We start from the raw sequence: 26,573 nt of genomic DNA, 5'->3' as shown, positions 1-26,573 counted from the left end.
AAAGGCTTCGGTTAGGGTGGCAGGACGAGGCGGAGGCCCGCGACGACGGCGTCGGGGCATGGATCGGGCGTGCTGAGGCGGGGGGATCGTCCACCGATGTCGTACCGCACCTTCAAGCACCTGCTGGGCGAGACCAGCCTGGAGCGGAAGTGCCGATTCATCTTCGGGGGCGGCATCCTCGTCCTGGTATCGATGAGCTTCACCTGGTACGGCCGGAAGACCGAGGCGTTGGTCATCAATCAGGCCACGCAAAACGCCCGCATCCTGGTCGACCCGACGATCAAGGGGATGCACACGAAGGGGGAGAAGTTCGTCCTGCCCGAGACGGCCATGATGTTCGACCTGCTCGACGAGAGCCTGTCGAAGCGGAAGGACGAGAGCCTGTCCAGGCAGAATCAAACGTCCCGATCCGACGGCTATATCCTGACCGCCAGCGGGAAGCCGAAGGCGAACGGGCCGGCCAGGGAGGGCGACAAGCCGCCCGACCCGATGGATGCGCGCGAGGCCGAAGTCCTGGCCAGGTTCATCGAGGCGGCCGAACGCAACGCCAACAAGCCGCCCCCGCCCAACAAGGATTTCACCTTCGCCGACGGCACCTCGATGGAGGTCTCGGAACCGATCGTCGGCGAGCAGCAGTATCGCTACATCCAGGCGGTCCTGTTCACCCCCGACTGCCTGCGATGCCACGTTGATCACGGGATGCGGCAACTCCCCAATGGGAAGTGGGTCGACCTGAAGCCCGGCGACTTCGCCTGCGCCGTGGTGATCAAGGTGCCGATGAACAAGATTTATAAAGACATCAACCAGAATCGGGCCATCCTGATCGCGATCGCCCTGGTCACGGCGATCGCGGCGATGGCCGCCTCCTGGACGATCGTCCGATACGTGATCGTCAAGCCGGTCAAGCACCTGCGGGACGTGTCCGACGCGATCGCCGCCGGCCGGCTCAACATCCGGGCCCAGATCCAGACCGGGGACGAGTTCGAGGAGCTGTCGCACGCGTTCAACCGGATGCTCCACAACCTCGTCTCGATGCAGCAGGAGCTGCGCGACGTCAACCACGACCTCGACCGCAAGGTGGACGAGCTGGCGCAGGCGAACCTGGCCCTGTTCGAGATGAACCGGCTCAAGAGCGACTTCCTGGCCACGATGAGTCACGAGCTGCGGACCCCCCTGAACTCGATCATCGGGTTCAGCGAGGTGCTGTCCGGCAGCGACCAGCTCAACGACCGCCAGAAGCGGTACGCGGCCAACATCCAGACCTCGGGCAAGATGCTCCTGGGGATGATCAACGACATCCTCGACCTCGCCAAGATCGAGAGCGGGAAGATGGAGGTCCGCACCGAGGACTTCTCGATCCGCGACGTTTGCGAGTCGCTCACGGCGCTGGCGAGGCCAATCGCCGACCGCAAGAACATCGACCTGGAATGCCGGCTCGACGAGGCCATCCCGCTGATGCGGCAAGACCCCGGCAAGATCCGCCAGATCATCTACAACCTCCTGAGCAACGCCATCAAGTTCACCCCGGACGGGGGCCGGGTCTCGCTCCGCGCCCACGCCGAGGGGCGGACGCTGGTCCTGTCCGTGGCCGATACCGGGATCGGGATCGCCGAGGAGGATCGGGAGACGATCTTCGAGAAGTTCCGCCAGGCGGGCCACCCCGGCCAGAACGAAGGGGTGCTGACCCGCGAGCACCAGGGGACCGGCCTCGGGCTGTCGATCGTCCGCGAGCTGAGCAAGCTGCTCGGCGGCGACGTCCACCTGGAAAGCCGGCCGGGGCAGGGGAGCACCTTCACGGTCCGCGTCCCCTTGCAATTGCCCGGCAATCGCAAGTTCGAGGTCAACCTCAGCGACGAGCGGATCGACCTGACCAAGGCCCGCCGCGTCGAGGCCCGCGCCGCGCTGTCGAACCTGAACCTGATCGCCCCGGAATCCCCGGCGGCCTATCGCAAGCTCAGCAGCGATCCCCTCCCTTGATTCGGCCGGGCCAATTCCGCCGCGCGCTGGGTCGAGGAATTGCATTCGGCCTGCAACCCGGTAGCATGGACAGCCATCCGCGGTCCTGATCTCGATTTCGCTTCCCTGCCCGCCCGGTCGTGCCTCGCGGCCCGATCCCACCGATCCTGCTGCCCGATGGCCCGGGAGGGCCAGGCCGGTCCGCTCATCGACGAGCCTACACCCATTGTCCGCCGAGGGTTACTGATGATGAGGGCGAGATTCGCAAGCTGGGCCGCCCTGGCCATTTCGTCGGCCCTGGCCGTCGCCGCCCCGGCGCACGCCGCCGACGCCCCGAAGCTGGAACTCAAGCAGGGCGATCGGATGATCCTGATCGGCAATACCCTGGCCGAGCGGATGCAGTACTTCGGCAACTGGGAAACCCTGCTCCAATCGCGGTTCCCGGAACTCAAGCTGGTCGTCCACGACCTCGGCTGGTCGGCCGACGAGCTGACCCTGCGGCCCCGCTCCGCCGGCTTCGAGGACCACGGCCACACCTTGAAGGACGAGAAACCGAGCGTGGTAGTGGCTGCGTTCGGGTTCAACGAGTCCTTCAAGGGTCCCCAGGGGCTCGACAAGTTCAAGAAGGATCTCACCAAGTTCGTCGACGAGACGACGACCACCAAGTACGACGGCAACGCCGCCCCCCGGCTGGTCCTGCTGTCGCCGATCGCCCACGAGAATCTCGGCAACCCGCACATCACCGACGGCAAGCAGAACAACGAGAACATCAAGCTCTACGCCGACGCGATGGCCGAGATCGCCAAGGAGAAGGGCTTCGTCTACGTCGACCTCTTCGGCCCGTCCATGAAGCTGATGGCGGAGGCCAAGGCCCCGCTCACGATCAACGGCATCCACCTCAACGAGGCCGGCGACGCCGCCGTGGCGAAAGTCCTCGACGAGGCCCTGTTCGGCCCGCGTCCGGCGACCGTCAAGGCGGACCTCGCCAGGCTCAAGGCCGAGATCCTGGAGAAGAACCTCCAGTTCTTCTATGACTATCGCGCGATCAACGGCTGCTACATCTACGGCGGGCGCAAGGCCCCGTTCGGGATCGTGAACTTCCCGGCCGAGTTCGCCAAGCTCCGCAAGATGGTCGAGAACCGCGAAGCCCGCGTCTGGGCCGTGGCCAATGGCGAGGCCGTCCCGGAAGCCATCGATGACTCCAACACCGGCGAACTGGTCCGGGTCCAGACCAACAAGCCCCGGCCCGCCGCGTTCACCAGCCCCGAGGACTCGCGGAAGACCTTCAAGCTGCCCGAAGGCTACGAGGTCAACCTGTTCGCGTCGGAGGAGCAGTTCCCCGACCTCAAGAAGCCGGTGCAGATGACCTTCGACGCCAAGGGCCGGCTCTGGGTCACGACCATGGCGTCGTATCCGATGTACCTGCCCGGCCGCCCGGTGAATGACAAGGTCCTGATCCTGGAAGACACCGACGGCGACGGAAAGGCCGACAAGCAGACCGTCTTCGCCGACGGCCTCCACGTCCCGACCGGGATCGAACTCGGCGACGGAGGGGCCTACGTCGCCCAGCAGCCCAACCTGTTCTTCATGAAGGACACCGACGGCGACGACAAGGCCGACGTCAAAACCCTGATCATGAGCGGGTTCGACTCGGGCGACTCACACCATGCCCTCCACGCCTTCACCTGGGATCCGGGCGGGGCGCTCTACTGGAACGAAGGGGTGTTCCACCGCACCCAGGTCGAGACCCCCTACGGGCCGAAGCGCCTGGCCGATGCCGGGATCTTCCGGTTCGAGCCGAAGACGCTGAAGTTTGACGTCTTCGTGTCCTACCCGTTCGCCAACCCCTGGGGCCAGTACTTCGACAAGTGGGGCCAGAATTTCGTCGCCGACGCCTCGGGCGGGGCGAACTACTACGGGACCGCGTTCTCCGGGCAGGTCGACTATCCCCGCAAGCACGGCAACATGAAGCAGTTCCTGGAGAAGCAGTTCCGCCCCACGTCGGGCTGCGAGCTCGTCTCCAGCCGGAACTTCCCGGATGACACCCAGGGGGATTACCTCCTGAACAACGTCATCACCTTCCACGGGGTCCTACGCTACCGGGTCAAGGAGGACGGCTCGGGCTTCCACGCCGACCCGGTCGAGCCCTTGCTGACCTCGACCGACGAGAACTTCCGCCCGGTCGACCTCGAATTCGGCCCCGATGGCGCCCTCTACCTGGTCGACTGGTTCAACCCGCTGGTCGGGCACATGCAGCACTCGCTCCGCGACCCGAACCGCGACGTCGAGCACGGCCGGATCTGGCGGGTCCACTACACCAAGCGGCCCCTGGTCGAGAAGGCCAAGATCGCCGGCGCCACGGTGCCCGAACTGCTCGACCTGCTCAGGAGCTACGAAGACCGGACCCGCTACCGCGCCCGCCGCGAACTCCGCGAACACCCGCCCAAGGATGTCCTGGCCGCCCTCGACAAGTGGACCGCCGGCCTGTCCAAGGGGGACGCCGACTACTGGCACTGCATGCTCGAAGCCCTGTGGCTGCACCAGAGCCTCGACGAGGTCGACCCGGCCCTGCTCAAGACGGTGCTGACCTGCCCCGAGCCCCGCGCCCGCGCCGCGGCAACCCGCGTCCTGGGCTACTGGCGCGACCGGGTGGAAAAGCCCCTGGAGCTGTTCCGCAAGCAGATCGCCGACGACCATCCCCGGGTCCGCCTGGAGGCGATCCGCGCCCTGAGCTTTTTCGACGGCGCCGACGCGGCCCCCGCCCAGGAAGTGGCGATGGAGTCGCTGCTCATGCCGTCCGACTACTACCTGGAGTACACGTTGGGGGAGACCAACAAGACCCTCGACGCTCGGATCAAGGCCTTCGAGAAGGCGAAGTAACCGCAACGTCCGCCGCCGATAACCCCACCCCGAGGCCGCCCGGATCGCCGGGCGGCCTCGTGCCGTTCCCCTGCCGATCCGCCCTCATCGAACCGCACCGAGGATATCCATGAGGCCTTCCCCGATGAGTCCCCCGCGCGTCCTGCTGGCCTGCGTGATCGCGCTGTCCGCCCTCCCGAATGCCCGTGGCCAGGACGACGCCCCCCCCGATAGCCCTTATGTCCGCCTGCTCAAGAGCGGCAAGTTGCCCGCCGATCGCCTGGGCGTGGCCATTAAGGGCATCGGCCAGCGGGGCGGGGTGATCGACCTCGACTACCTGTTCCGCCGCGTCGTCATGCCGGATGGCTTCCCGGAGGCCATCCGGTTCCAGGTTCTGGACGTGCTGGCCGATGCGGCGAATCAGCGCAAGCTCAAGCCGGCCGGCGATCTCGGCGACGTGGCGAAACTCCTCGCCGAGCCCGCGAAGCCCGGGGAGAAGACCAAGCTCGCCGCGCTACGGCTGGTCGGGGCCTGGAAGGTCGAGTCGGCGGCGGCGGCCGTGCGGGCGATCGTCGCCGATCCGAAGGCGGGCACGGCGGATCGTTCGGCCGCGCTCGACTGCCTGGCCTCGCTGGGCGGCCCCGAGAATCAGGCCGCGATCGTCGCGGCGACCGACGAAGCCGATCCCGTGGTGGCCGGCCGGGCGGTGGCGGCCCTGGCGAGGCTCGACGCGGCGGCCGCCTCGGAGCGCGCCGCGGCGATGATCGTGGCGGCGAAGCCCGGGCAGGACCTGTCGCCGGTGCTCTCGGCGTTCGTGGACCTCAAGGGCGGCCCCGAGATCCTGGCGGCGGCCCTCGATCGCAAGCCGCCCGGGGCCGACGCCGCCAAACTGGGCCTCCGCGCACTGTACGCGATCGGCCACGCCGACGAGGCGCTCGTCGCGTCGCTCAGCAAGGCGGCGGGCATCGAGGCCGAGAGCAAGCCGTTGGAACCGGCCGAGATGGAGAAGCTTGTCGCCGACGTGGCCAAGCTCGGCGACCCGGCCCGGGGCGAGGCGATCTTCCGCCGCGCCGAGCTGAACTGCATGAAGTGCCACTCGATCGGATCGGCGGGCGGCGGCGTCGGCCCCGACCTTAGCGCCGTGGGCGTCAGCTCGCCGGTCGACTACCTGGTCAACTCGATCCTCCTGCCCGACCTGGCCATCAAGGAGGTCTATGAGACGCTGATGGTCCTGACCGACGACGGCCGCGTCTACCAGGGGATCGTGGTCGAGAAGGACGACGACAAGATCGTCCTCAAGGACGCGACCGCCGAGGTCCGCACCATCCCGGCCGCGTCGGTCGAGGAATCCAAGGTCGGCGGCTCGCTCATGCCCAAGGGGCTGGCCAACCTCCTGACCCGCGCCGAGTTCGTCGACCTCGTCCGGTTCCTGGCGGATCTCGGCAAGCCCGGCCCTTACGCGGTCAACGCCACCCCCACGGTGCACCGCTGGCGGGTGGGCGATGGGGACCTCCACATCCCATTCAACCAGGGTTCGGCGACGACGATCACCAGCACCGAGCTCGGGCCGGAAAATCACACGAAGCCGGCGTATTCGAGGGCGAACGGCGATCTGCCTCTGGCGGAGGTCGTGGCCGAGGTGAAGTCTCCGAAGGTCATGGTCTTGGCCGAGATCACAGCTTCATCGTCGGGCCCCGTGGCGATTCGGTTGAACTCGGCCGAGGGGATCACGGCCAGGCTCAACGGAGACGGATTCGACCCGGCCCGGCCGGATCCCGTCATGCTGAAGGTCGGCAAGAATGAGCTGTTGCTGGCCGTCGATACTGTCGCCCGTAAGGCGGATACCCTGAAAGTCGAGGTCGTCAAGCCGCCCGGCTCGTCGGCCGAATTCGCGATCGTCGGCGGGAAGTGAGCGCAAACGAGCACCGCCCGGCGTCCCGATGAAGGGACGCGGGCGGCTCGATCTCGTCGCGGCGGTTCGGCCGATCTCAGGCCGAGGGCCGGCGCATGTCGGAGAAGGCCCGGACGACCTCGAACAGGTCGCGGCTGACCAAGAGGTCTTCGTCCTCGAAGTCGCGGAGCCACTGGTAGTTGTCGCGCTGGGCCTGGGCGAGCAGGGGATACAGCTCGGCCAGTCGGATCGGGACCGACGGCTCGGACAGTTCCTCGGCGGGCTGACTGTCGGGCTGGAAGACGCGCAAGCGGGCGGTGGCCATAGGGTAATCCTCCTCCGTGCGGTCCCGCGGCAAACCTCGGCGTCGGAGCCAGGCCACGGGCTTGATGGTTCGCAGGGCCATCGCCTCGTACGAGGGCGACGATCCACCGAATGTTCCAGGACCGATCGGGGCGGCCCACAGCTTCTTCGTTCCGGGTTCCTTGACTCCCCGAGGTCGTCACAAGTAGGGATCGGCCGCAGGACGAGCGGAGCATCAGCCAAAATCGGCCTGATCGCGCGGAAAATTTTCTCAGACGGTTGTCTGATAGTGATTCTGCCCCTTCGGACCCGTCCGGTCGGCGGCTTGCATGGCCGTCGATGGGCGACGATACTGGACGCTCCCCGGGCGTGGACCCTCGCCCACGACTGACCCAGCCTCGATCGGAGATTCCCCGCTCATGGTCGCGAATTCCCCGGAACTCCCGCACCTTCACGGCGTCGTGCCTCCCCTGGCCACCCCCCTCCGGCCGGATGAGTCGGTCGATGCCGCGGCCCTCGCCAGGCTGGTCGAGTTCGTGCTCGGCGCCGGCGTGCATGGCCTCTGGGCGCTGGGGACGACGGGCCGGTTCGACCTCCTGCCCGACGCGTCGCAGAGGATCGTGGCGGAGACCGTTGCGGAGGCGTCCGGGGGCCGCGTGCCCCTGGTGCTCAACGTCTCCGACCAGGGGACGAAGAAGACCCTGGCCCGCGCCGCGATGTTCGACGACCTCCCTTACGACTATTACACGGCGCTCCCGCCCTGGTTCTTCTCGATGACTCCGGCCGAGGTTATCGACTACTTCACCGCGCTGGCCGACGGCCTTTCCAAACCGCTGGTCATCTACAATGCCCCCTGGGTGGTCAATCGGCTCACCCTCGCCCAGCTCCGCCAGGTGGCCCAACACCCGAGGATCGTCGGCTGCAAGGATGGCGATCCCGGCTTCACCCGGACGCTCGACTGGCCGGTGGAAGAACGCCGCCAGGTCGGGTTCAGCTACCTCCACGCCTACGACCAGATGGCCCTCTCGGCCCAGGTCGGGGCCGATGGGTTCGTTTCGGCGATGGGCAACCCGTTCCCCGAGCTGTGCGTGGCGATCTGGGATGCCGTCCGGGCCGACGACGCCGAGCGGGCCTTCCGGCTCCAGACGCAGCTGACGAGGCTGGCCCAGGCCTTCGGCAACGGGCCGTTGTTCGCGGTCGTCGAGGCTTTTTGCCGTCACCGGGGGCTGTTCGACCGGATGCTGCCCGCCCCGCTCCGGTCGCTGGACGCCGACGCTTCGGCACGAGTTGCCGCGATCGTCGACGCCGTGGGCGTCCGCCCCGATACCGAGCTGGCCCGGACTTGAATCTTTTCCGGCCGATCGACCGGAATTCGGGGGGACAGCCCGGCTGGGTTGTGCTAGAGTCCCCGTCGAACCGGCCCGGGTCAAGGAAACGACCCGGCCGGAACCCCCCGACTCACCGACCGAGATCAGCCCGAGCCGACGCCGGCCCGGACTCGCCCGCGACCTGACAACGAAGTCATGGAGGAGCGTCGAGCATGGAAGCTCGCCATTGCACGCCCGCGCGTGGTCGTCTGGCCGCGTCACTCGTCGCCGTCGCCCTGCTCCCCGCCCTCGCGGGGGCCTCGCACCGCACCCGGAACTTCATCGTCGAGGCCCCCACCTCCGAGCAGGCCCGGCAGGTCGCCGAACATGCCGAGGCATGCCGGGTCTCGATCGCCCGCGCCTGGCTCGGCCAGGAACTCCCCGCCTGGCCGGCCCCCTGTCCGATCCAGGTCAAGATCACCGGCGGAGAGGCCGGCGGCCTCACCTCGTTCGGCTTCCACCGGGGCAAGGTCACCGATCAGACGATGAGCGTCGAGGGCCGCCTCGACCGCATCCTGGCCTCGTCGCTCCCGCACGAGGTGACCCACACGATCTTCGCCGCGTTCTTCGGCGGCCCGATGCCCCGCTGGGCCGACGAAGGGGCCTCGCTGCTGAGCGAGGATGGCCGCGAGCATCGTCGCCACGACAACATCGTCGACGACCTGATGCGCCGCCGGGGCAACCTTCCGCTCGACCGCCTGTTCGTGGTCGAGGAGTACCCCAGCGACCTCATGGGTTTTTACGGCCAGGGCTATTCGATCTCGCGGTTCCTGATCGAGATGGGGGGGCGTCCCCGCTTCCTCAAGTTCGTCCGCGACGGCGAGAAGGCCGGCTGGGATGCGTCGGCCCGGGCCCACTACGGGCTGGCCAACGTCCACGAACTCGACCGAGCCTGGCGTTCCTGGCACCGGGTCGGCTCGGAAGGCCGCGCCCTGGCCCAGTCCGACCCGGGCGTGAAGCCCGCCCTGATCGAAGCCAGTTCGATCGGCCGCCCCGGCGGCCAGTGACTTCGATGTGGGGGAGGATGATCATGGCCCTGGCGGCCGCCGGAGACGCGCCGGCCGACCGTCATCTGAATGACGAGATCATCTGGTTGAATTTGTCCTGGACGGCCGAGGAGAGGCCGGCGCCGACCGTGATCGCGGCCAGGGCGATCAGGGCAATAATCAACCCATGTTCGACGGTCGTGGCCCCTTGCTCGCCATGCCGCAGGCTCGATGCAAGATCCCGGATCATGGTGGGTGGGCTCGATGGGACTTGCGGAAGGGCCGTTGCGTCCTGATGAAACATAGCTCACATTTCGGGGATGTCCCCTTCGATTCGACATTTTCGCATCCCTTTGGGACCGCCTCGGACGCCCTGCCGAACCGTCCCGGACGAACCCAGGCCGACGCGCGGGCCCGGCCGGTCATTGCCGCACCGGCGTCGCTTGCTTCCCGACCCATCCGAGGAATACCATGTCTGTGAACTGATCACAGACACCGCCGGCGCTCGGCGGGTGGCCCGGAGGATGGATCGATGCGCCGTCGCGAGATGAGGCCCGATGCGGAAGGGCTCGAAGTGAGGCGATGCCTGGCGGCCTCGGCGAGCGTCGTCCGGGGTACCCTGATGATCGCCGGCGACTCGGCCGGCTCCAACCTGAGGATCACCCAGGTGGACGCCCGGACCTTCGAAGTCCAGGACGGCGGCACGCTGGTCGGGCGGTACTCCGGAGTGACGCGCGATGTCAGCGTCTCGCTGGGTGAGGGGACTGACACGGTGGCGGTCGATCTCGGCGGCCGGTCCACGCCCCGAGGCCTGACCATCGTCGCGCGGGGCGGGGACGACATGATCGACGTCGGCAACGGACGGATCGTCCGCAACCTGACCATCTCGGCCGGCGTGGGGGCCGACACGGTGAGGATCGGCGGGTCCGCGGGCGCGATCACCGTCGCCGGCTCGACGAGCGTCGGGGGCGGCGATGGCCGCGGCGACTCGCTGGACGTCGGCGAAGGCGCGACCCTCCAGGGCAACCTGTCGACCTCATCGGTCAATGCGGTCACGCTCGGATCCGGGAGCGTGCTCCTGCGCGGGGCGTCGCTCAACGGGGCGCTCAATGCGGCGAACGCGTTCGCGTTGAATGGCCGGGTGGACCGCGACGTGTTCGTCTACGGCGGGCGAGATGTCGACACGCTGACCGTCGGCGGGTCGTCGGCCCTGGCCCGCGACCTGACGGCCAGGCTCGGAACCGGCAACGACTCGGCGACGATCTCGGCCTCGATCGGCGAGGATCTCACGCTCGACATGGGTGACGCGGACGACTCGGCGACCCTCAACGGCCGCGTCGCCGGCAAGACGATCGTCCGGCTGGGCGCCGGCAACGACGCCTTGACCCTGAACGGGACGATCGGAGGCCCGTCCTCCGGCCGCGATCGCAGCGGGATCGGCGGGTTCCTCGACCGCCTGTTCGGCCGGGTCGGCTCGCGGCGCTCCGGCATCGACGCCGGTTCCGGGACGGACCTGGTGACCATCGCCGCCGCCTCGGCGACGAATGGCCCGGTCGACCTGCGGATGGGCTCGGGCGACGATACGCTCGTCGTCGCGGATGCGACGACCCTCCTCGATCTCCGCGCCGATGGCGGCACGGGCACGAACATTTTCACCGGCCGCAGGGATCGGCTGAATCTGGCCCCGATCAACTTCCAGGTCGGCTGACCGCCGGATCGCTCTGGCCGGGCGGCCCCTCCCCGCCCGGCCTCCCGGCGAGACGGTGCCGCCGGGGATCTCCCGCCGGGCCGTTGGGCCTCCCTGGCCGGAGTGGCCCGGGTCGGGGTAACATGCACCCAGATGTCCTGATCCGGCCCGGCGAGAGATCGACCCATGCTCCATGGCCTCATCGCGATCGTGGCCGCCGTCGCCGCGGGCGCCGGCGGCGACATCGAGTTCGATCGCGACGTTCGGCCGATCCTGGCCCGATCGTGCCTGGGTTGCCACGGGCCGGGCAAGCAGAAGGGGGGCCTTCGGCTCGACCGGAAGGCCTCGGCCCTGGGCGGGGGAGAGGATGCCGCGATTTTGCCCGGTCGGGGGGCCGACAGCCCGGTCGTCCGGCTGGCGTCGGGCCTGGAACCCGACCGGATCATGCCCCCGACCGGGGAGCGGCTGACCCCGGATGAGGTTGGCCTCCTCCGAACCTGGATCGACCAGGGCGCGGAATGGCCCGGGGGCGATGCCGCGGGCGACGACCCGCGCGATTGGTGGTCGCTCCGCCCCCTGCGCCGGCCCGCGGTGCCTGACATGGGCGCGTCGAACCCGATCGATGCCTTCATCCGATCCGGCCTCCGGGCGCGAGGGCTCCGGCCCTCGCCCATGGCCGACCGTCGGACACTGATCCGCCGCCTTTCCTTCGATCTGATCGGCCTGCCCCCCTCGCCGGCCGAGATCGAGGCCTTCGCGGCCGACCCGGCCCCCGACGCCTACGAGCGGTTGGTCGACCGGCTGCTCGCCTCGCCCCATCACGGCGAGCGTTGGGCGCGGCACTGGCTGGACGTGGTCCATTACGGCGACTCGCACGGCTACGACAAGGACCAGCCCCGGCCGAACGCCTGGCCCTATCGCGACTATGTGATCCGATCGCTGAATGGGGACAAGCCTTACGGCCAATTCGTCGCCGAGCAGGTGGCCGGGGATCGGCTCTATCCGGGGACCGCCGACGGGATCACGGCCCTCGGCTTCATCGCGGCGGGGCCGTGGGACTTGATCGGCCACGCCGAGGTCCCGGAGACGAAGCTGGACGGCAAGGTGGCCAGGCACCTGGATCGCGACGACATGGTCGCGAACGCCCTGAACACGTTCACGAGCCTGACCGTCCAGTGCGCCCGCTGCCACGACCACAAGTTCGACCCGATCCGCCAGGAGGAGTACTACCGACTCCAGGCGATCTTCGCCGCGATCGATCGGGCCGATCGCCCTTATCACGACGATCCCGAGGCGGGCCGGAAGCACGCCGCCCTGACCGAAGGACGCAAGGTTCTCGAACGGCGGAAGAAGGCGGTCGAGGAGCGGATCCGGGCCGCCGGCGGGTCGGCGCTGGCCGAACTCGACCGGAGGATCGCCGCCGCCAACGCCCCGGCACAAGCCCGGCCCGAGTTCGGCTATCATGGCCGGCTGTCCCCGACTCCGGACGCGACCGAGTGGGTGCAGGTCGACCTCGGGGCGCCGTCCCGGATCGACCGGGTCGTCCTCTGGGGGGCGCACGACGACTTCAACGGGATTGGCGCCGGGTTCGGCTTCCCGCCCCGATACCGGATCGAGGCGTCCGACGACCCCGAGTTCCGCGCCGAGGTCTCCGTCCTCGTCGATCGGACCGATGCCGACGTCCCGAATCCGGGCATCACGCCCCAGGCCATCGAAGCCGTCGCCACGGCCCGATACGTCCGGCTCACGGCCACACGCCTGGCCTTGCGCCAGGGGGATTACCACCTCGCGATGGCCGAGCTGGAAGTCATAAACGCCTCCGGCAAGAACCTCGCGGCCGGCTCGCCGGTGGCGTCTTCCAACTCGATCGAGGCGCCCCCCCGATGGCGTTCGGCCAACTTGACCGACGGATACGCCCCAGGCCGGGCCGGGCCGAAGGATGATCCGGTTCGACTGGCGGCGGAGCGGGACGAACTGATCGGCCGGACGGCCGGCCCCGGGGCGTCCTGGGAACTTGCGGAGCTGAAAGGTGCACTGGCCGCGAACGCCGCCGACCTGGAGCGGTTCGCTCCGACGGGCCTGGTCTATGCCGGGACGATCCACACCGGGACCGGCAACTTCCGGGGCACCGGGGCCGACGGCGGCCGGCCCCGGCCGATCCACCGGCTCCGCCGCGGCAACGTCGATGACCCCGGCCCGGAGGTCGCACCCGGCGTCCCGGCCGTCTCGGCGGAATGCCCCGGCGAGTTCGACTTTCCGGAGGGGCACCCCGAGTCGGCCCGGCGGGCCGCGCTCGCCCGATGGCTGATCGATCCGAAGAATCCGCTGACCTGGCGGTCGATCGTCAACCGCGTCTGGCAGTACCACTTCGGCCGGGCCCTGGCGGCCACCCCCAACGACCTGGGTCGGATGGGCAGCCCGCCGACCCACCCCGAACTGCTCGACTGGCTGGCGGCCGACTTCCGCGACGGAGGTCAGTCGCTCAAGGTCCTGCATCGGCGGATCGTCACCAGCGAGGCCTACCGGCAATCCTCGGCCGACGACCCGGCGTCCGCCGCGATCGACGCCGAGAATCTTCTCCTCTGGCGGATGAATCGGAGGAAGCTCGACGCCGAGTCGATCCGCGACGCGACGCTCGTCGCCGCCGGGACGCTCGACCGGACGATGTACGGCCCGCCGTTCCGCGACTTCGCGATCGAGCGCCCGGAACATTCGCCCCACTATGAATACCGCGCGCACGACCCGGACGACCCGGCCTCGCGGCGGCGGTCGATCTATCGCTTCCTGGCCCGGTCCCGCCCCCAGCCGTTCATGGCGGCGCTCGACTGCGCCGACCCCTCGATGCAGGTCGACCGGCGGAACGAGACCCTCTCGCCGCTCCAGGCCCTGGCGCTCTACAACAACGGTCTCATGCTCGCGAGCGCCCGGCACATGGCGAAGGCCTTCGAAGCGGAGGGCGACCCCGCCTCGCAGGTCGCCGGTGCCTTCATGCGGGCGATCGGCCGGGCGCCCACGCCCGAGGAACGCGATGCGCTCGGCGACCATACCCGGCAGCACGGGCTGGCCAACGCCTGCCGCGTGATCCTGAACCTCAATGAATTCGTCTTCGTCGATTGAGGGCGACCCGCCGTGATCACCCCTTCGGCATCGAACCCGATGAGCGAGGCTGGCGGATGAATCGTCGCGATTTCCTGTGGCAATCGGGGGGCGGCCTGGGCGGGATCGCGCTGGCGTCGCTGTTGGGCGCCGAGGATGCCCGGGCGGGCGGGGGGCTCCGGCCGGACGGCGGGCTTCACCACGCCCCGAAGGCCCGGCGGGTCGTCCAACTCTTCATGGCGGGGGCGGCGAGCCACATCGATCTGTTCGACTATAAGCCCGAGTTGGTCAAGAGGCACGGCCAGCCGGCGGATTTCGGCGAGCGGGTCGAGACGTTCCAGGATGGCCTCGGCCCCTGGCTCCGCCCGGTGTTCGACTTCCGGCCGCACGGCGGGTGCGGCAAGATGCTCGGCGAGCCGGTCGAGGCGTTGGGCTCGGTGATCGACGAGATTGCGTTCGTCCACAACGTCGTCGGCAAGACGGGCGTGCACAGCCAGGGGACGCTGCTCCAGACCACGGGGTTCGACCGTCCGGGATTCCCCGGCATGGGGGCGTGGGTCAGCTACGGGCTCGGGTCGATGACCGAGAACCTGCCCGCCTTCGTCGTCCTGCCCGACCCCCGCGGGTTCGCCTCGAACGGGACCAAGAACTGGGACAACGCCTTCCTGCCCGCCCAGCACCAGGGGACCGTCCTGTCGCCTGGGGCCCGGACGCCGATCGAGGATCTCTTCCCCGACGAGCGCGTGGCCCTCGGGGGGAGGGACGGCGATGTCGCGGGCATCGACCTGCTGTCGCGGCTCAACCGGAGGCACGCCGAGGACCATCCCGGGGACGAGCGGCTCGCCGGGCGGGTCCGAAGCTATGAGCTGGCCGCGCGGATGCAGCTCGCCGCGCCCGAGGCCCTGGACCTCGCCTCGGAATCGAAGGAGGCCCTGCGGCTCTACGGGGTCGAGCCTTCGGGGACCACGTTCGGCCCTTCCATCAATGCGACCGAGGAGATCGACACCTTCGGCCGGCGCTGCCTGATCGCCCGTCGGCTCCTGGAGCGGGGCGTCCGGTTCGTGCAAGTCTGGAGCGGCAACGACAACGGCTTCCCCCGGCGGAACTGGGACAGCCACGAGGACGTCGCCCGCGACCATGGTCCGCTCGCCCGGGGGATGGCCCGGGGGGCCTCGGCCCTGATCGCCGACCTGAAGCGGCTGGGGATGCTCGACGACACCCTGATCCTCTGGACCACCGAGTTCGGCCGGATGCCGTCGAGCCAGGGGGGCCGGGGACGGGACCACAACCCCCACTGCTTCACGAACTGGCTGGCCGGCGGCGGGATCAAGGGGGGGATCAGCCTGGGCCCGAGCGACGAGTGGGGCTTCAAGCCGGCCGACCGACGCCATCCGACCGAGGTCCACGACATCCACGCCACCGTCCTGCACCTGCTGGGGATCGATCACACCCGCCTTGCCGTCCGCCGCGACGGGCTCGATCGCCGGCTCACCGACGTCCACGGCCGGGTGATGAGCGATCTCCTTGCATGAGTTGTCACCCATCCGGGATGATCACGACCATGACCCTTCTCGCGGGCTTCCCGCCGAGCGGAGCGATCCGATCGCCGAGGGGAGCATCGCCCAGATGGCGAGGCCGGCGAACAGGCCGAGGCTCCCGGCCGAGAATCGCCCCTGGAGCTGCCCCGAGACATACGTCCCCACGGCGTTGGCGAGGTTGACCAGGGCCATATACGCCGTGAACTGGGAGCCTTCGACGCCCGGCCGGCAGAGCGACATCAAGACCGGCATGCACGCGATCGAGAAGATCGGATCGAAGGCGGACCAGAGGATCAGCCCGGAGGCGGCCACCGGCGGGTTGGCCCATGACCGCGCGGAGGCGCCGAACAGGATCAGGAAGCCTCCGATCAGGCCCATCGAGCCGATCATCAGGCGGCGGGGACCGATCCGATCGGCGATCGCGGCCCCCGCGAGCGAGACCGCCAGGCCGGTCGCCGTGCCGTAGGCCCCCGAATAGACCGACACGTCCTCGTCCGACCAGCCGAGGTCGCCGACGAGGCTGTACGAGAACGCCCGGATGAAGACGGCCATCGCCCCGTAGACGGCCAGGGTCGAGGCGAAGATCCGCAGGCCCCGGGGTTCCAGCAGGCCCCGCACCAACTCGGCCAGGATCGTCGCGAACGGCCGACGACCCGCCACGGGCCGATCCGGCGTCGCGGATCCGGCGACGGGGTCGGCTGCCGGCCGGCCCCAGGGAAGCAGGAGATCGCCCGGCCGCTCCCGGACGAAGCACGTGAGCACCGTCATCGCCAGCAGCACGGCGGACTGGGCCACGGCGGCGGCGGTGAATCCGGCCGACCGGATCAGGACCGCCCATGCCGCCGCGCCGGCCCCCGATCCGAACAGGAGGCCGGCCCGCATGTACGCATTGACCCGCCCCCGCTCCTCTTCCGGGATCATGCCGATGGCCATCGCATCGACGCTGGCATCCTGGATCGACGCGAAGATCCCGTGGATCAGGAAGGCCAGCGACAACATCCCGAGTTGATTCCTGGGATCCCGGACGGCGACCACCCCGAGCGAGGCGACGAAGGCGGCGAACTGGGAACCCACGACCCACGGCCTGCGCCGGCCCATCGGGGACCCCTGATGGCGGTCGATGATCGGGCCCCAGAGGAACTGGACGGTCCATGGCAGTCCGATCCGGGCCGCGAAGGCCCCGATCACCTCAGATCCGACCCCCTCGGCCGCCAGGTAGTTGGAGACAGCGGTCAGGGCGAAGCCCGAGGGGATCCCCTCGACCGCATAGAGGGCGAAGAACACGACGGCGCGGAGCGACCGGCTCTCGCTAAGCGGGGGGATGGGATGGGTCATCGGCAGGACCAGGGGAGACCGGGCGGAGGACCCATGCTGCCGACGCTCCGGGCTGTGGTCAACCTCCCGGCGTCTCCCAACTCGGGTTTGTCCACCATTTTGGGATCGGCCGCGGCCCCCGGCATGGACCCGATCCCCGACCTCCGCGACGGGCCATTCCATCGAAAAACGGTTTCGGATCGCCCTCAAGGGTGGACGAACGTATGCGGCCGCCTACAAGACCATTCATCCCAGAATTGATCGATTCGGACGGGGCCCTCGTCCCCGGCCATCCTCGCGGAGACGTCGTCGGTGATCCAAAGCACCATTGCGCAGCCCGCACAGGGCAGGCGCGTCGATTCGCCGTTCGCCGTCACTTTCCACCACCGCCTCCGCTACACCGACGACGTGCTCGGCCAGGACCGGGGGGCGTTGGTCGAGGTGCTGGAGCCATCGGGCCAGTCCCCGGCGAAGGTCCAGATCTTCGTCGATTCCCATGTGGCCGACGCCCGCCCCGAGATCCTCCCCACGTTGGCCGGGATCATCGAGGATCACCCCGATCGCTGCACCCTGGCGGGCGAGGTCCGGGTCGTCCCGGGCGGGGAATCGATCAAGAACGACCGGGATGAGCTCGATCGGATCCTCCGCGCCTTCAACGACACCGACCTCGACCGGAGGAGCTACGTCGTGGTGGCGGGCGGCGGCGCGGTGCTGGATGCGGTCGGCTTCGCGGCGGCGGTCGCGCACCGGGGCATCCGCCTGGTCCGTCTCCCGACCACGACCCTGGCCCAGGCCGACAGCGGCGTCGGCGTGAAGAACGCGGTCAACTTCTTCGGCAAGAAGAACTGGATGGGGGCGTTCGCCGTCCCCTGGGCCGTGATCAACGACGCCGGGCTGCTGTCCAGCCTGCCCGACCGCGACTTCATCGCCGGCTTCTCCGAGGCGGTGAAGGTCGCCTTGCTGAAGTCGCCGAAGGTCTTCGACCAACTCTGCCGGGGGGCGGGGCGGATCCGCCGGCGCGACCTATCCGTGGCGATGCCGATGATCCGGGCTTCGGTGGAGTTCCACCTCGCCCACATCGCCGAGGGGGGCGACCCGTTCGAGGCGCTGGAGGCCCGCCCGCTCGACTTCGGCCACTGGTCGGCCCACAAGCTCGAGCCGATGACCGGCTTCGCGGTCCGGCACGGCGAGGCGGTCGCCATCGGTGTGGCCATCGATGCGATCTATTCGTCGTTGGCGATCGGCCTTCCCTGGGACGACTCGGCGCGGATCCTCCGCTGCCTGTCCGACCTCGGCTTCACGCTCGGCCACCCGATGCTCCGCGATGTCGGCCCTCTGCTCGACGGCTTGGAGGAGTTCCGCCAGCACCTCGGCGGCCGCCTGACCGTGACCATGCTCCGCGCGGTGGGCGATCCGGTCGACGTCCACGAGATCGACCGCGACCTGATGCGCGAGGCGATCGGCCGCGTCCAGGACCACGACGCGTCGCGCGGCCACCCCGCCGGGGAGCCGCTCGCCGAGGCCTCGGGGTCCCGGAGATGAGCGGTCCTCCTCGGGTGATGGGGTTTGGCCGGCTCCGCCCGCTCCTCGGCGAAATCAACGACCTGAAGCGGATCCGCCGGGCCGGCCGAGCTGGCAGCGTCGCGGCGCACGGCTTCGCCCGGGCCTGGGCCGCCCTGATCTCCGGGGCGGACCCCGCCCGCGTGGCCTGGGCCGAGGCCGCCTCGGGGGTCGCCTCCGCCCGCCTCGGCGCGATCGATGCGGCCGTGCTCGCGGACGCGGGCCTCTCGGAGACCGAGTCCATCGAGGTCCTCCGCGCCGGGGTCGACTCATTCGCGGAATGCCTCGATCCGAGCATCCGGGACCGTCTCGGGGAGGCGGTCGGCGGCCTCCCGGCCGATCCGGGAGGGCTGGAGCCCTTGCCCGGATGGGTCGGCCGTCTCGCCGATCAGCCGAGGGCCGGGGCGACGCGCCCGGGCCACCCGAGGTTGATCCTGGAGCCGGCGGAGAGCCACGCCGACCATTGCTACGTCACGGCGGTCTACGCGGTGCTCGTCGCGTCGTCGTTCGATGCCGACCCGGCCATCCCGTTCCTGGCCGGGCTGTCGCACCACCTCCACAACGCGGAGCTTCCCGACTCCGGCTTCGCCGGCGAGGAGCTTCTGGGCCGGCACCTCGGGCCGATCATGGATCGGCTCACGGCCCGGGCGATGGGCGAGCTGCCGCCGGCGCTGGCCGAGGTTGTGGCCCGGGCCCGCCTCATCTTGCCCCATGCCGACACCCCCGAGGCTCGGGCGTTCCATGCCGCCGACGTGCTCGACCGGGTGTTGCAAATGGATTACCACGCCCGAGCCGCGGGATTCCGGATCGATCAGGCACTCGTCGACCTCGATCTCGTCCATCCCGGGCCGATCCAGGCGTTCCACCTCGATGTCCTGGGCGATGCGGGGCTGCTTCCATGAGCACCATCACCGGCCCCTCCGCCCGGGTGGGGGAGCGATGCGGCTGCGCGCTCGTCGACCCGGAGGACGCGACCCCGCTTCGGCCCGACTCGCCCCACTCGCTCGTCGGCGAGGGCGGGGGCCGCTGGCCCGTCGTCGAGGGGATCCCGTTCCTCCGGGTGGGTCGTGAGCATCTGCGTCAACACGCCCTGGAGGCCCTGGATTCCCGCGATGCTCGATCGGCCCTGGGCCTCTTGCTGGCCGATCAGGACGACTTCGCCCGCACCCCGCCCCCCGACGCGGCCTCAATTGCTGGGGCCATCGACGCGGCGGAAGGAGATGGCACGCTTCGCGACGCAATGCGGGCGCTGGGATTCGGCCCGGTGGCGGACTACTTCGCCTATCGCTGGTCGGCCCCGACCTACCTGTCCGGGCTCGCTCTGCTGGGGAGGCACGCGCCCCCGGGTCGGCCTGTGGTCGAGGTGGCCTGCGGGATCGGCCATTACCTCCGCGACCTGCGACTGCGAGGGATCGACTGCCTGGGCCTCGACGTGGTGTTCGCCAAGATCTGGCTGGCCCGCCGGTTCGTGGTGCCGGGCGACGTGGGTCTCGTCTGTGCGGACGCGGTCGCCGGGTGGCCGTTGGGGCGGGCGTCCTCGTCGCCGACCGTTTTCTGCCACGACGCGTTCTACTTCCTCGACGACAAGCCGGGGGTCGTCGCCTCCTTCCGTCGGACGGCGGGCGATGCGGGGCGGATCCTGATCGGCCACGCACACAACCGAGACTTCGACCATCGCGGTGTCGCGGGCGATCCCTGGACGCCCGAGGCGTATGCCGGCCTGCTGCCGGGATGCCGGATGTACGACGACGCCGAACTGGCCCGCTGGGCCTGGGCCGAGACGCCGGCCCCGGCGCGAGACGCCGGTTCGCTTGCCGGGGTCGAGGCGGTCGCCCTGGCCTGGCCAGATGACGGCCTGGACACCGGGCGGACCTTGCTCGACCCGGCCCCCGGCTCGCGCCCGCTCCGGGTCAATCCACTGCTGGTCGACCAAGGGGGTCAAATGGTGCCGCGTTGGCCGTCGCCCCGGTTCGAGGCCGAATACGCCGAGGCGTCCGGCTATCTGATCGGGGAGCCGACGCCCCCGGATCATTCGCGGCCGGAGCGGGACGAGGTGGCCCGCCTGGCGCGACGACGGATCCTGCTCGACCTTCCGGAGCGCTGGTGATGGCCATCGATGCGGGCTGGACCCGCCGCCTGGGCTGGGGTGTAGTGGGCTGCGGCTGGGTGGCACGCGACTATGGCGTGCCGGGGATCGTCGCCTCGGGCAACGGTCGCGTCGCCGGGCTGTTCGATCCCGATCCGCACTCGATGGCTCGGCTGGCCGCAACCCTTCCGACCGATCGCGGTGTGGCCATACCCCATGACAGCCTCCCATCGTTCCTGGCCGACCCGGCGGTCGAGGCCGTCTACGTCGCCACGCCGAACCACGCCCATGCCGGGATCGTCGCCGCCTGCGCGGCCGCCGGCAAGCACGTCCTGTGCGAGAAGCCGATGGCGACCACGCTCGCCGATGCCCGGCGGATGGTGGAGGCATGCGATCGGGCCGGGGTCGTCTATGCGACCGCCTACGACCAGAGGTTCCACGCCGCACATGTCCGGCTTCGCGATCTGGTCGCCGATGGGACGCTCGGCGTCGTGGCCCAGGCTCGGATCCACTACGCCTGCTGGCTGCCGGCCGACTGGGCGCCGGACAACTGGCGGGTCGACCCGGCCCGGGCCGGCGGAGGTGCCCTGATCGACCTGGCGCCCCACGGCATCGACCTGCTGGCCATGCTGCTCGGCGACGATTGGGAGTCGCTCATCGCATTGACTCAAACTCGCGTCCACGGCTACGCCGTCGACGACGGCGCGGTGCTGGCGGGGCGATTTAGCGGCGGTGCCCTCGCCACGCTCCACGTCGCCTACAACTGCCCGGACAGCTTCCCCCGCCGCCGGCTGGAATTGATCGGCACGCGGGGCATGGCCACGGCCACCAACACGATGGGCCAGACGCCGGGCGGGACCCTGGAATGGGTCGACGCCGAAACCGGGCGATCGACGGCCGTCCCCTTCGGCGGGGCGGCCGACCGCGGCCCGTTCGGCGAGCAGGCCGGGGCGTTCGCCGACGCGGTCCTGTCCGGCCGTCCCTACCCGTTCTCCCCGGCATCCGACCTGGCCCACCATGCGCTCCTGGAGGCGGCATGCCGCTGACGCACCTCTCCTGCACCCACTGCGGCTTCTGGCACACCTGGTTCGAGCGGCAGGACCCGATGACGCTGAACTGCGTCCTCTGCTCCGACGTCCGCAACGCCCTCCCCCCCGACGGCTGGGACTACGCCGACGCCGCCCGGGTGGCCGGGACGGTCCGGACGCAATGGAAGGAGTTCACCCCCGGGATCTGGGGCTTCTGGTGCGAGCCCCGATACGGGCTGGCGGGGACCGGCTGGCTGATCCTCCGCGACGACGGCAACGTCGCGTTCGAGGGGGCCCCGTTCTACCACGACGATGCCCTGGAACAGATCGAGCGGCTGGGCGGCATCCGCGTGCTCGGGGCCTCGCACCCCCACGGCTACGGGGCATTGTGGCAGCTCCAGGAAAGGTTCCGCCCCGAACTGGTGATCCACCGGGAAGACGTGCGCTACACCAAGGCGTTCCACGTCTCCACCGTCGCGGACGACCGGCACGAAGTCGCTCCCGGGCTGACGCTCCACCACGTCGGCGGCCATTACGAGGGTCAATGCGTGCTCCACGACCAGGGCCGGCGGGCCCTGTTCGTGGGGGACAGCCTCAAGTTCGACGACTTCGACGCGGACGGGCGGGTTCATGCCCTGAGCTGCCACAAGGGTTACCACTACCACATCCCCCTGAGCAAGGGGGAGCTGGCCCATTACCGCCGCGTCTACGAGCAACTCCCGTTCGACCGGGCGTTCACCCCGTTCGAGTTCGCGCCCAACGTCGGCCGCGACGACGCCCTGGCCCTGTTCGATCGCCTGATCGCCGGCCGCCCGACGACCGAACCCCTGCCGATGGAGACCGCCGCCCATGGCTGACCTGACCCGCGTCGCCGACGCCTACCTCCGCAACCTCCCGGAGGGCCGGCGGTGGACGTTCGCTTATGGCGGGCTCGATCGACTCGGCGTTCCCGTGGTCGCGGCGGGCTACGCCTTCCCCGATGACTACATCTTCGACGGCTTCGGCTACGGCGCCACGCCCGAGGAGGCGATGGTCGGGGCCCTCGGCGAACTCTCGGAGGACGTCCACGCCGAGGACGCCCTGTCCCGGGCCCGCCGAGTCGAGGGGAGCCATCGCGAACTCTCCGCGAGGCTCGGCCCCGATGGAGTCTGCGATCCCCGAACACTCTGCCTCCCGGCCGGCTCGCCCTATTCGCCCGACATGCCCCTGACCTGGGTCGAGGCGCGGCGTCTATCCGATGCGAGTTCGGTCCTCGTTCCCATCGAATTCGCCGCGATCAGCCGCCGGCAACTCGGCGGGATCAGGACCCTGATCACCCCGATCACCAACGGCCAGGGGGCCGGGCTGTCGCGGGACCAGGCCCTCGCCCACGGCCTGCTGGAACTGCTCCAGCGCGATGGCAACGGCCTCTCGTTCCGGGCCCTCGATCAAGGGGTCGTGCTGAACCTCGACGCCGTGGCCGACCCCTCGGCGCTGGCCCTGCTGGACCGCTACCGCGAGGCCGGCTTGCGGGTGATCCCCAAGCTGGCCAGTACCGAGTTCGGCCTGGCCAACCTGTACGTCGTCGGCTGCGACGACGACCCGGACGGCGACCTCCCCATCAAGCTGACCGCCTGCGGCGAGGCGGCCCATCCCGACCGCGACCGGGCCCTGCGCAAGGCCCTGCTGGAATTCGGCGCCGCCCGGGCCCGCAAGGCGTTCATGCACGGGCCGCTCGACGCCGTTGCCGCGGCCTCACCGCCGGGCTACCTCGACGGCTACCTGGCCACCCTCTCCACCGACGGCGAGGAACCCCGGGCCCTGGCGGCGATGGTCGACTGGATCGGCTCGACGGGCGAACGGCTCCGCGCGATCCTGGCGGACTCGGTGCTTTCGGAGCGGTCGAGCGTCAGGTTCTCGAAGTTGCCCTCGGTCGGTGACCGCTGCGACACGCCCGAGCAACGGCTCGCGACCGTCGCCGGCCGTCTGGCGGAGGCCGGGCTCGACGTCCTCTACGTGGACCATTCCCCTCCCGGCGGGGAGGTCTTCGCATGCAAGGCGATCGTCCCCGGCCTGGAGGTCGAGACGATGAGCTATCGCCGGATCGGCGGCCGGGGCGTGCGGAAGCTCCTGGAACGGGGAAGCCCCATGGTCGGTCTCGGCACGCCGCCCCCGGGCTGCCTGCCGGTCATCCTCGACGAGGCGGGGACCGAGCGACTCGGCGGCCCGGCCTGGCTCGACCCGAGGGCCGTCGACGCGGCGGTCGGCCCGCTGTACCCGCTCTATCGCGAGCCCAGCAGCCACGCGGCGCAGGTCGTCCGCGCCGGCCGCTCGGCCGCGATCGCCTGAAGACCCTCCCGAATCCCCATCCTCGGTGGCCAATCCATGCACATCTGCTTCATCTCCCGGCGATTCTTCCCGGCGATCTCCGGGATGAGCGTCTATGCCCTGAACCTGATCCGCCAACTTTCCCGGGACGGGCACGAGGTCACGATGATCTCGCAATATCGGGCCGACCCCGACGGGGTGCGGGTCTATGGCGGCGGGCCGCCCCCTTCGGTGCCGGGCGTGCGGGTGATCGGGCTCGAATCCAAGGGGGAGCAGGCCGTGGGCCGGGGCGAGCCGGCCGACTTCGAAGCTGACCTGTCCGCCATGGTCGCCGCCGTCGAGGCCGAGCACGCCCGACGTCCGTTCGACCTGATCCACGCCCAGTACGGCTATCCCAACGGCCTGGCGGCGATGGAGGCCAGCCGACGCCTTGGCATCCCCAACCTGGTCTCGATCCAGGGGGGGGACGGCCACTGGGTCGGCACCTGCTGCTCGACCCATCGCGACGCGATCCGCGCCGTGCTCGGGCACGCCGGGGCTTTGCTGATCGGCAGCGCCTCGTTCGCCGAGGAGGTCTGCGGGCTGCACGGGATCTCCCCCGAGCGGTTCACGATCATCCCCGGGGCCACCGACACGGAGCGGTTCCGCCCCCGCGACGGGGCCGTGCCCGGCGACCTCCGCGAGCCGCCCGTCCTGCTTTTCCACGGCCGGGTCGACGCCCGGAAAGGGATCATCGAACTGATCGACGCCTTCGCCGCCCTCCGCTGCGGGGGCCGGCGCCTGCGGATGATCGTGTCCGGCATCGGCCCCGATGTCGAGGCCGTGGGCCGGCGGGTTGCCGACCTCGGGCTCGACGACGCGGTCGAATTGGCCGGGTATTCCTCCTACGCCGACGCCCCTTCCGTCTATCGTCGCGGCGACATCTTCGTCTCGCCGACCTACTCCGAGGGGTTTTCCAACACCATCCTGGAGGCGATGGCCTCGGGGCTGCCGATCGTCTCGACCCGGTCGGTCGGCGTCGTCGACTGCCTGGAAGACGGCCGCGACGGCCTGCTGGTCGAGCCGAAGGATGCCGACGCGCTCGCGGGGGCCATCGCCCGCCTGCTCGACGACGACACGTTGCGACGCCGACTCGCGGGCGCCGCCCTCGATGAGGTGCGGTCCCTTTACTCGTGGCCGGCGGTGACCCGGACGATCGAGCAGGCCTACGCCGAGGTCGCCGTGCGGCCGGTGGACAACTCCTGGACCGAGTTCTGCGACCCGAGCGGGTCCACCGTCGCGACCTCCGACCTGTCGTGCCGGTTCCGGCTCCAACCGCATCTCCTTTGAATCGGGTGGTCGAACGATGTCTCAGACGACCGCCCTGGTCATCTCGCCCCACCTCGACGACGCCGCCTTCTCGTGCGGCGGAACGATCGCTTCGCTCGCCCGCCAGGGCTGGCGGGTCGTGCTGGCGACCGCCTTCACGGCGAGCGTGCCCGATCCGGCCGGATTCGCCCTGGCCTGCCAGCTCGACAAGGGTTTGGGGCCGGAGGTCGATTACATGGCCCTCCGTCGCGACGAGGATCTGGCGTGCGGCCGTGCCCTCGGGGTCTCCGAGGTGCTCTGGCTCGACCTGCCCGAGGCTCCCCACCGGGGATACGGTTCGCCGGCCGAGTTGTTCGGCCCCATGCGTACCGAGGATCGCATCGCCGAGCCTCTGGTGGATGCCATCCAAAGTCTGATCGGTCGATACGAGCCCGCCGTGATCTTCGCCCCCCAGGGGGTCGGCGGCCATGTCGACCACCGGCAGGTCATCGCCGCCATGCAAGATTCCGCCCTGACACCTGCCTGCCCGGTGGCCTGGTATCGCGACCTCCCCTATGCGGCGAGGTTCCCCGACGCCCGGCCCGACCCGGCGGTCCCTGCCGACCAAGCGGATCGATTGGTCAGCCTGGCCGCGGAGGATTTCGCCGCCAAGCTGGAGGGTTGCTCCCGTTATGCATCGCAGGTCGGCTTCCAGTTCGGTGGGGCCGCCGAAATGAGACGCTGCCTCTCCCGCTTCGCCGCCTCGGAATCCGAGCGATTCGGCATGGTCGGGTCTGCGGAAACGCTGATGATTTCCGACGGGGTCGACCTTCTCAAGGACGGTGGCTTTCACCTCGGATGCGTTTCGGTCCATGAGATCATGGGCACCGCGACCGGGGGCGGTCATCAACAGTTCCTACCGTAGTCAGGCGATCCAGGCGGGTTCAAGAGAGGGTGGATGCCGAACGAAAAAGACCCCGGCGGGATGGCCGGGGTCTCATCGAAGATTGTCGATGGTGATTTCGGGTTGGGTCGACCCTGGCGGGGACGGACGACAACCGAGCGGAGAGGGGGGGATTCGAACCCCCGATACCCTGTGACAGGTATAACGGTTTAGCAAACCGTCGCTTTCGACCACTCAGCCACCTCTCCGGGATGGCGGAACCGGCCTTGAGGACCGGCGTCAGGCAGAGATTAGCAGAGAGGGCCGAGGATCGTCAAGGTGGGTTCGAGCGGTCCTCCGATCCGGAAGCTGGTGCTGGCGCAATCCGTGGCCGGGATGGCCGCGACCCGGCCGTGATCGGGACG

19 protein-coding genes and 1 tRNA gene are annotated in these 26,573 nt (G+C 69.7%); 16 read left to right on the top strand and 4 right to left on the bottom strand.

Annotated features, from left to right (window positions below; translation table 11 throughout):
- Positions 1–96: 96 nt before the first annotated feature.
- The 3 genes from TA3x_RS24180 (at position 97) to TA3x_RS24170 (ending at position 6,727) form a co-directional block, all read left to right on the top strand.
- Complete coding sequence (locus TA3x_RS24180) at positions 97–1,977, top strand: ATP-binding protein (protein WP_435017239.1); 1,881 nt, start codon at positions 97–99, stop codon at positions 1,975–1,977.
- Between the two features lie 225 nt (positions 1,978–2,202).
- Positions 2,203–4,836 carry a PVC-type heme-binding CxxCH protein gene (locus tag TA3x_RS24175; protein WP_435017238.1) on the top strand — a complete coding sequence of 878 codons (2,634 nt, stop codon included), beginning with the start codon at positions 2,203–2,205 and terminating at the stop codon, positions 4,834–4,836.
- 124 nt (positions 4,837–4,960) lie between these two features.
- Positions 4,961–6,727, top strand: a complete 1,767-nt coding sequence (locus TA3x_RS24170) for a hypothetical protein (RefSeq protein ID WP_435017237.1) — start codon at positions 4,961–4,963, stop codon at positions 6,725–6,727.
- 76 nt (positions 6,728–6,803) lie between these two features.
- On the opposite strand, the gene TA3x_RS24165 is transcribed toward TA3x_RS24170, so the two are convergent.
- A complete protein-coding gene (locus TA3x_RS24165) occupies positions 6,804–7,031 on the bottom strand; it encodes a hypothetical protein (RefSeq protein WP_435017236.1) in 228 nt (75 codons plus the stop codon).
- A gap of 397 nt (positions 7,032–7,428) precedes the next feature.
- On the opposite strand from TA3x_RS24165, the gene TA3x_RS24160 reads away from it, so the two are divergent.
- Positions 7,429–8,355 carry a dihydrodipicolinate synthase family protein gene (locus tag TA3x_RS24160; protein WP_435017235.1) on the top strand — a complete coding sequence of 309 codons (927 nt, stop codon included), beginning with the start codon at positions 7,429–7,431 and terminating at the stop codon, positions 8,353–8,355.
- A 194-nt stretch (positions 8,356–8,549) separates the two neighbouring features.
- Positions 8,550–9,383, top strand: coding sequence for a hypothetical protein (locus tag TA3x_RS24155; protein ID WP_435017234.1), 834 nt, complete (start codon positions 8,550–8,552; stop codon positions 9,381–9,383).
- A 61-nt stretch (positions 9,384–9,444) separates the two neighbouring features.
- Here the strand turns inward: TA3x_RS24155 and TA3x_RS24150 are convergent, their stop codons facing one another.
- Positions 9,445–9,666: a Flp family type IVb pilin gene (locus tag TA3x_RS24150; protein WP_435017233.1), complete on the bottom strand. Its 222-nt coding sequence runs from the start codon at positions 9,664–9,666 to the stop codon at positions 9,445–9,447.
- A gap of 228 nt (positions 9,667–9,894) precedes the next feature.
- Here TA3x_RS24150 and TA3x_RS24145 point away from each other — a divergent pair, with 228 nt between their 5' ends.
- From TA3x_RS24145 to TA3x_RS24135, 3 genes are all read left to right on the top strand, one after another.
- On the top strand, positions 9,895–11,070 hold the full coding sequence (locus tag TA3x_RS24145) for a hypothetical protein (protein WP_435017232.1): 1,176 nt from the start codon (positions 9,895–9,897) through the stop codon (positions 11,068–11,070).
- Positions 11,071–11,235: 165 nt separating this feature from the next.
- Positions 11,236–14,166, top strand: coding sequence for a DUF1553 domain-containing protein (locus tag TA3x_RS24140; RefSeq protein WP_435017231.1), 2,931 nt, complete (start codon positions 11,236–11,238; stop codon positions 14,164–14,166).
- A gap of 56 nt (positions 14,167–14,222) precedes the next feature.
- Complete coding sequence (locus TA3x_RS24135; protein WP_435017230.1) at positions 14,223–15,677, top strand: DUF1501 domain-containing protein; 1,455 nt, start codon at positions 14,223–14,225, stop codon at positions 15,675–15,677.
- A 21-nt stretch (positions 15,678–15,698) separates the two neighbouring features.
- Here the strand turns inward: TA3x_RS24135 and TA3x_RS24130 are convergent, their stop codons facing one another.
- Complete coding sequence (locus TA3x_RS24130; protein WP_435017229.1) at positions 15,699–17,018, bottom strand: MFS transporter; 1,320 nt, start codon at positions 17,016–17,018, stop codon at positions 15,699–15,701.
- A gap of 294 nt (positions 17,019–17,312) precedes the next feature.
- On the opposite strand from TA3x_RS24130, the gene TA3x_RS24125 reads away from it, so the two are divergent.
- Genes TA3x_RS24125 through TA3x_RS24090 form a run of 8 tightly spaced genes read left to right on the top strand, consistent with a single transcriptional unit; the run spans position 17,313 to position 26,190 of the window.
- Positions 17,313–18,539 carry a 3-dehydroquinate synthase gene (locus TA3x_RS24125; protein WP_435022425.1) on the top strand — a complete coding sequence of 409 codons (1,227 nt, stop codon included), beginning with the start codon at positions 17,313–17,315 and terminating at the stop codon, positions 18,537–18,539.
- On the top strand, positions 18,536–19,459 hold the full coding sequence (locus TA3x_RS24120; protein WP_435017228.1) for a hypothetical protein: 924 nt from the start codon (positions 18,536–18,538) through the stop codon (positions 19,457–19,459). Before TA3x_RS24125 ends, TA3x_RS24120 begins: the two co-directional genes overlap by 4 nt.
- The gene (locus tag TA3x_RS24115; protein WP_435017227.1) at positions 19,456–20,664 is read left to right on the top strand and encodes a class I SAM-dependent methyltransferase; all 1,209 of its coding nucleotides are present in this window, start codon (positions 19,456–19,458) and stop codon (positions 20,662–20,664) included. Before TA3x_RS24120 ends, TA3x_RS24115 begins: the two co-directional genes overlap by 4 nt.
- Entirely contained in the window at positions 20,664–21,689 is a 1,026-nt protein-coding gene (locus TA3x_RS24110) for a Gfo/Idh/MocA family protein (protein WP_435017226.1), read from the top strand. Before TA3x_RS24115 ends, TA3x_RS24110 begins: the two co-directional genes overlap by 1 nt.
- The gene (locus TA3x_RS24105; RefSeq protein WP_435017225.1) at positions 21,680–22,528 is read left to right on the top strand and encodes a hypothetical protein; all 849 of its coding nucleotides are present in this window, start codon (positions 21,680–21,682) and stop codon (positions 22,526–22,528) included. Before TA3x_RS24110 ends, TA3x_RS24105 begins: the two co-directional genes overlap by 10 nt.
- The gene (locus TA3x_RS24100; protein WP_435017224.1) at positions 22,521–23,999 is read left to right on the top strand and encodes a YcaO-like family protein; all 1,479 of its coding nucleotides are present in this window, start codon (positions 22,521–22,523) and stop codon (positions 23,997–23,999) included. Before TA3x_RS24105 ends, TA3x_RS24100 begins: the two co-directional genes overlap by 8 nt.
- A gap of 36 nt (positions 24,000–24,035) precedes the next feature.
- Positions 24,036–25,307, top strand: a complete 1,272-nt coding sequence (locus TA3x_RS24095; protein WP_435017223.1) for a glycosyltransferase family 4 protein — start codon at positions 24,036–24,038, stop codon at positions 25,305–25,307.
- 16 nt (positions 25,308–25,323) lie between these two features.
- Positions 25,324–26,190, top strand: a complete 867-nt coding sequence (locus tag TA3x_RS24090; RefSeq protein ID WP_435017222.1) for a PIG-L deacetylase family protein — start codon at positions 25,324–25,326, stop codon at positions 26,188–26,190.
- A gap of 138 nt (positions 26,191–26,328) precedes the next feature.
- Here TA3x_RS24090 and TA3x_RS24085 read toward each other — a convergent pair.
- Positions 26,329–26,417, bottom strand: a tRNA-Ser gene (locus tag TA3x_RS24085).
- Between the last annotated feature and the right edge of the window lie 156 nt (positions 26,418–26,573).

It is taken from the genome of Tundrisphaera macrotermitis, assembly GCF_051175315.1.
GTDB lineage: Bacteria > Planctomycetota > Planctomycetia > Isosphaerales > Isosphaeraceae > Tundrisphaera.
Note: the sequence above shows the minus strand (reverse complement) of the source record. Positions and strands in the feature narration are given on the sequence as shown.

Coding starts and splice junctions, on each gene's coding strand:
- TA3x_RS24180 (WP_435017239.1), top strand. CDS start 97: ATGTCGTACCGCACCTTCAAGCACCTGCTGGGCGAGACCAGCCTGGAG.
- TA3x_RS24175 (WP_435017238.1), top strand. CDS start 2,203: ATGATGAGGGCGAGATTCGCAAGCTGGGCCGCCCTGGCCATTTCGTCG.
- TA3x_RS24170 (WP_435017237.1), top strand. CDS start 4,961: ATGAGTCCCCCGCGCGTCCTGCTGGCCTGCGTGATCGCGCTGTCCGCC.
- TA3x_RS24165 (WP_435017236.1), bottom strand. CDS start 7,031: ATGGCCACCGCCCGCTTGCGCGTCTTCCAGCCCGACAGTCAGCCCGCC.
- TA3x_RS24160 (WP_435017235.1), top strand. CDS start 7,429: ATGGTCGCGAATTCCCCGGAACTCCCGCACCTTCACGGCGTCGTGCCT.
- TA3x_RS24155 (WP_435017234.1), top strand. CDS start 8,550: ATGGAAGCTCGCCATTGCACGCCCGCGCGTGGTCGTCTGGCCGCGTCA.
- TA3x_RS24150 (WP_435017233.1), bottom strand. CDS start 9,666: ATGTTTCATCAGGACGCAACGGCCCTTCCGCAAGTCCCATCGAGCCCA.
- TA3x_RS24145 (WP_435017232.1), top strand. CDS start 9,895: ATGCGCCGTCGCGAGATGAGGCCCGATGCGGAAGGGCTCGAAGTGAGG.
- TA3x_RS24140 (WP_435017231.1), top strand. CDS start 11,236: ATGCTCCATGGCCTCATCGCGATCGTGGCCGCCGTCGCCGCGGGCGCC.
- TA3x_RS24135 (WP_435017230.1), top strand. CDS start 14,223: ATGAATCGTCGCGATTTCCTGTGGCAATCGGGGGGCGGCCTGGGCGGG.
- TA3x_RS24130 (WP_435017229.1), bottom strand. CDS start 17,018: ATGACCCATCCCATCCCCCCGCTTAGCGAGAGCCGGTCGCTCCGCGCC.
- TA3x_RS24120 (WP_435017228.1), top strand. CDS start 18,536: ATGAGCGGTCCTCCTCGGGTGATGGGGTTTGGCCGGCTCCGCCCGCTC.
- TA3x_RS24115 (WP_435017227.1), top strand. CDS start 19,456: ATGAGCACCATCACCGGCCCCTCCGCCCGGGTGGGGGAGCGATGCGGC.
- TA3x_RS24110 (WP_435017226.1), top strand. CDS start 20,664: ATGGCCATCGATGCGGGCTGGACCCGCCGCCTGGGCTGGGGTGTAGTG.
- TA3x_RS24105 (WP_435017225.1), top strand. CDS start 21,680: ATGCCGCTGACGCACCTCTCCTGCACCCACTGCGGCTTCTGGCACACC.
- TA3x_RS24100 (WP_435017224.1), top strand. CDS start 22,521: ATGGCTGACCTGACCCGCGTCGCCGACGCCTACCTCCGCAACCTCCCG.
- TA3x_RS24095 (WP_435017223.1), top strand. CDS start 24,036: ATGCACATCTGCTTCATCTCCCGGCGATTCTTCCCGGCGATCTCCGGG.
- TA3x_RS24090 (WP_435017222.1), top strand. CDS start 25,324: ATGTCTCAGACGACCGCCCTGGTCATCTCGCCCCACCTCGACGACGCC.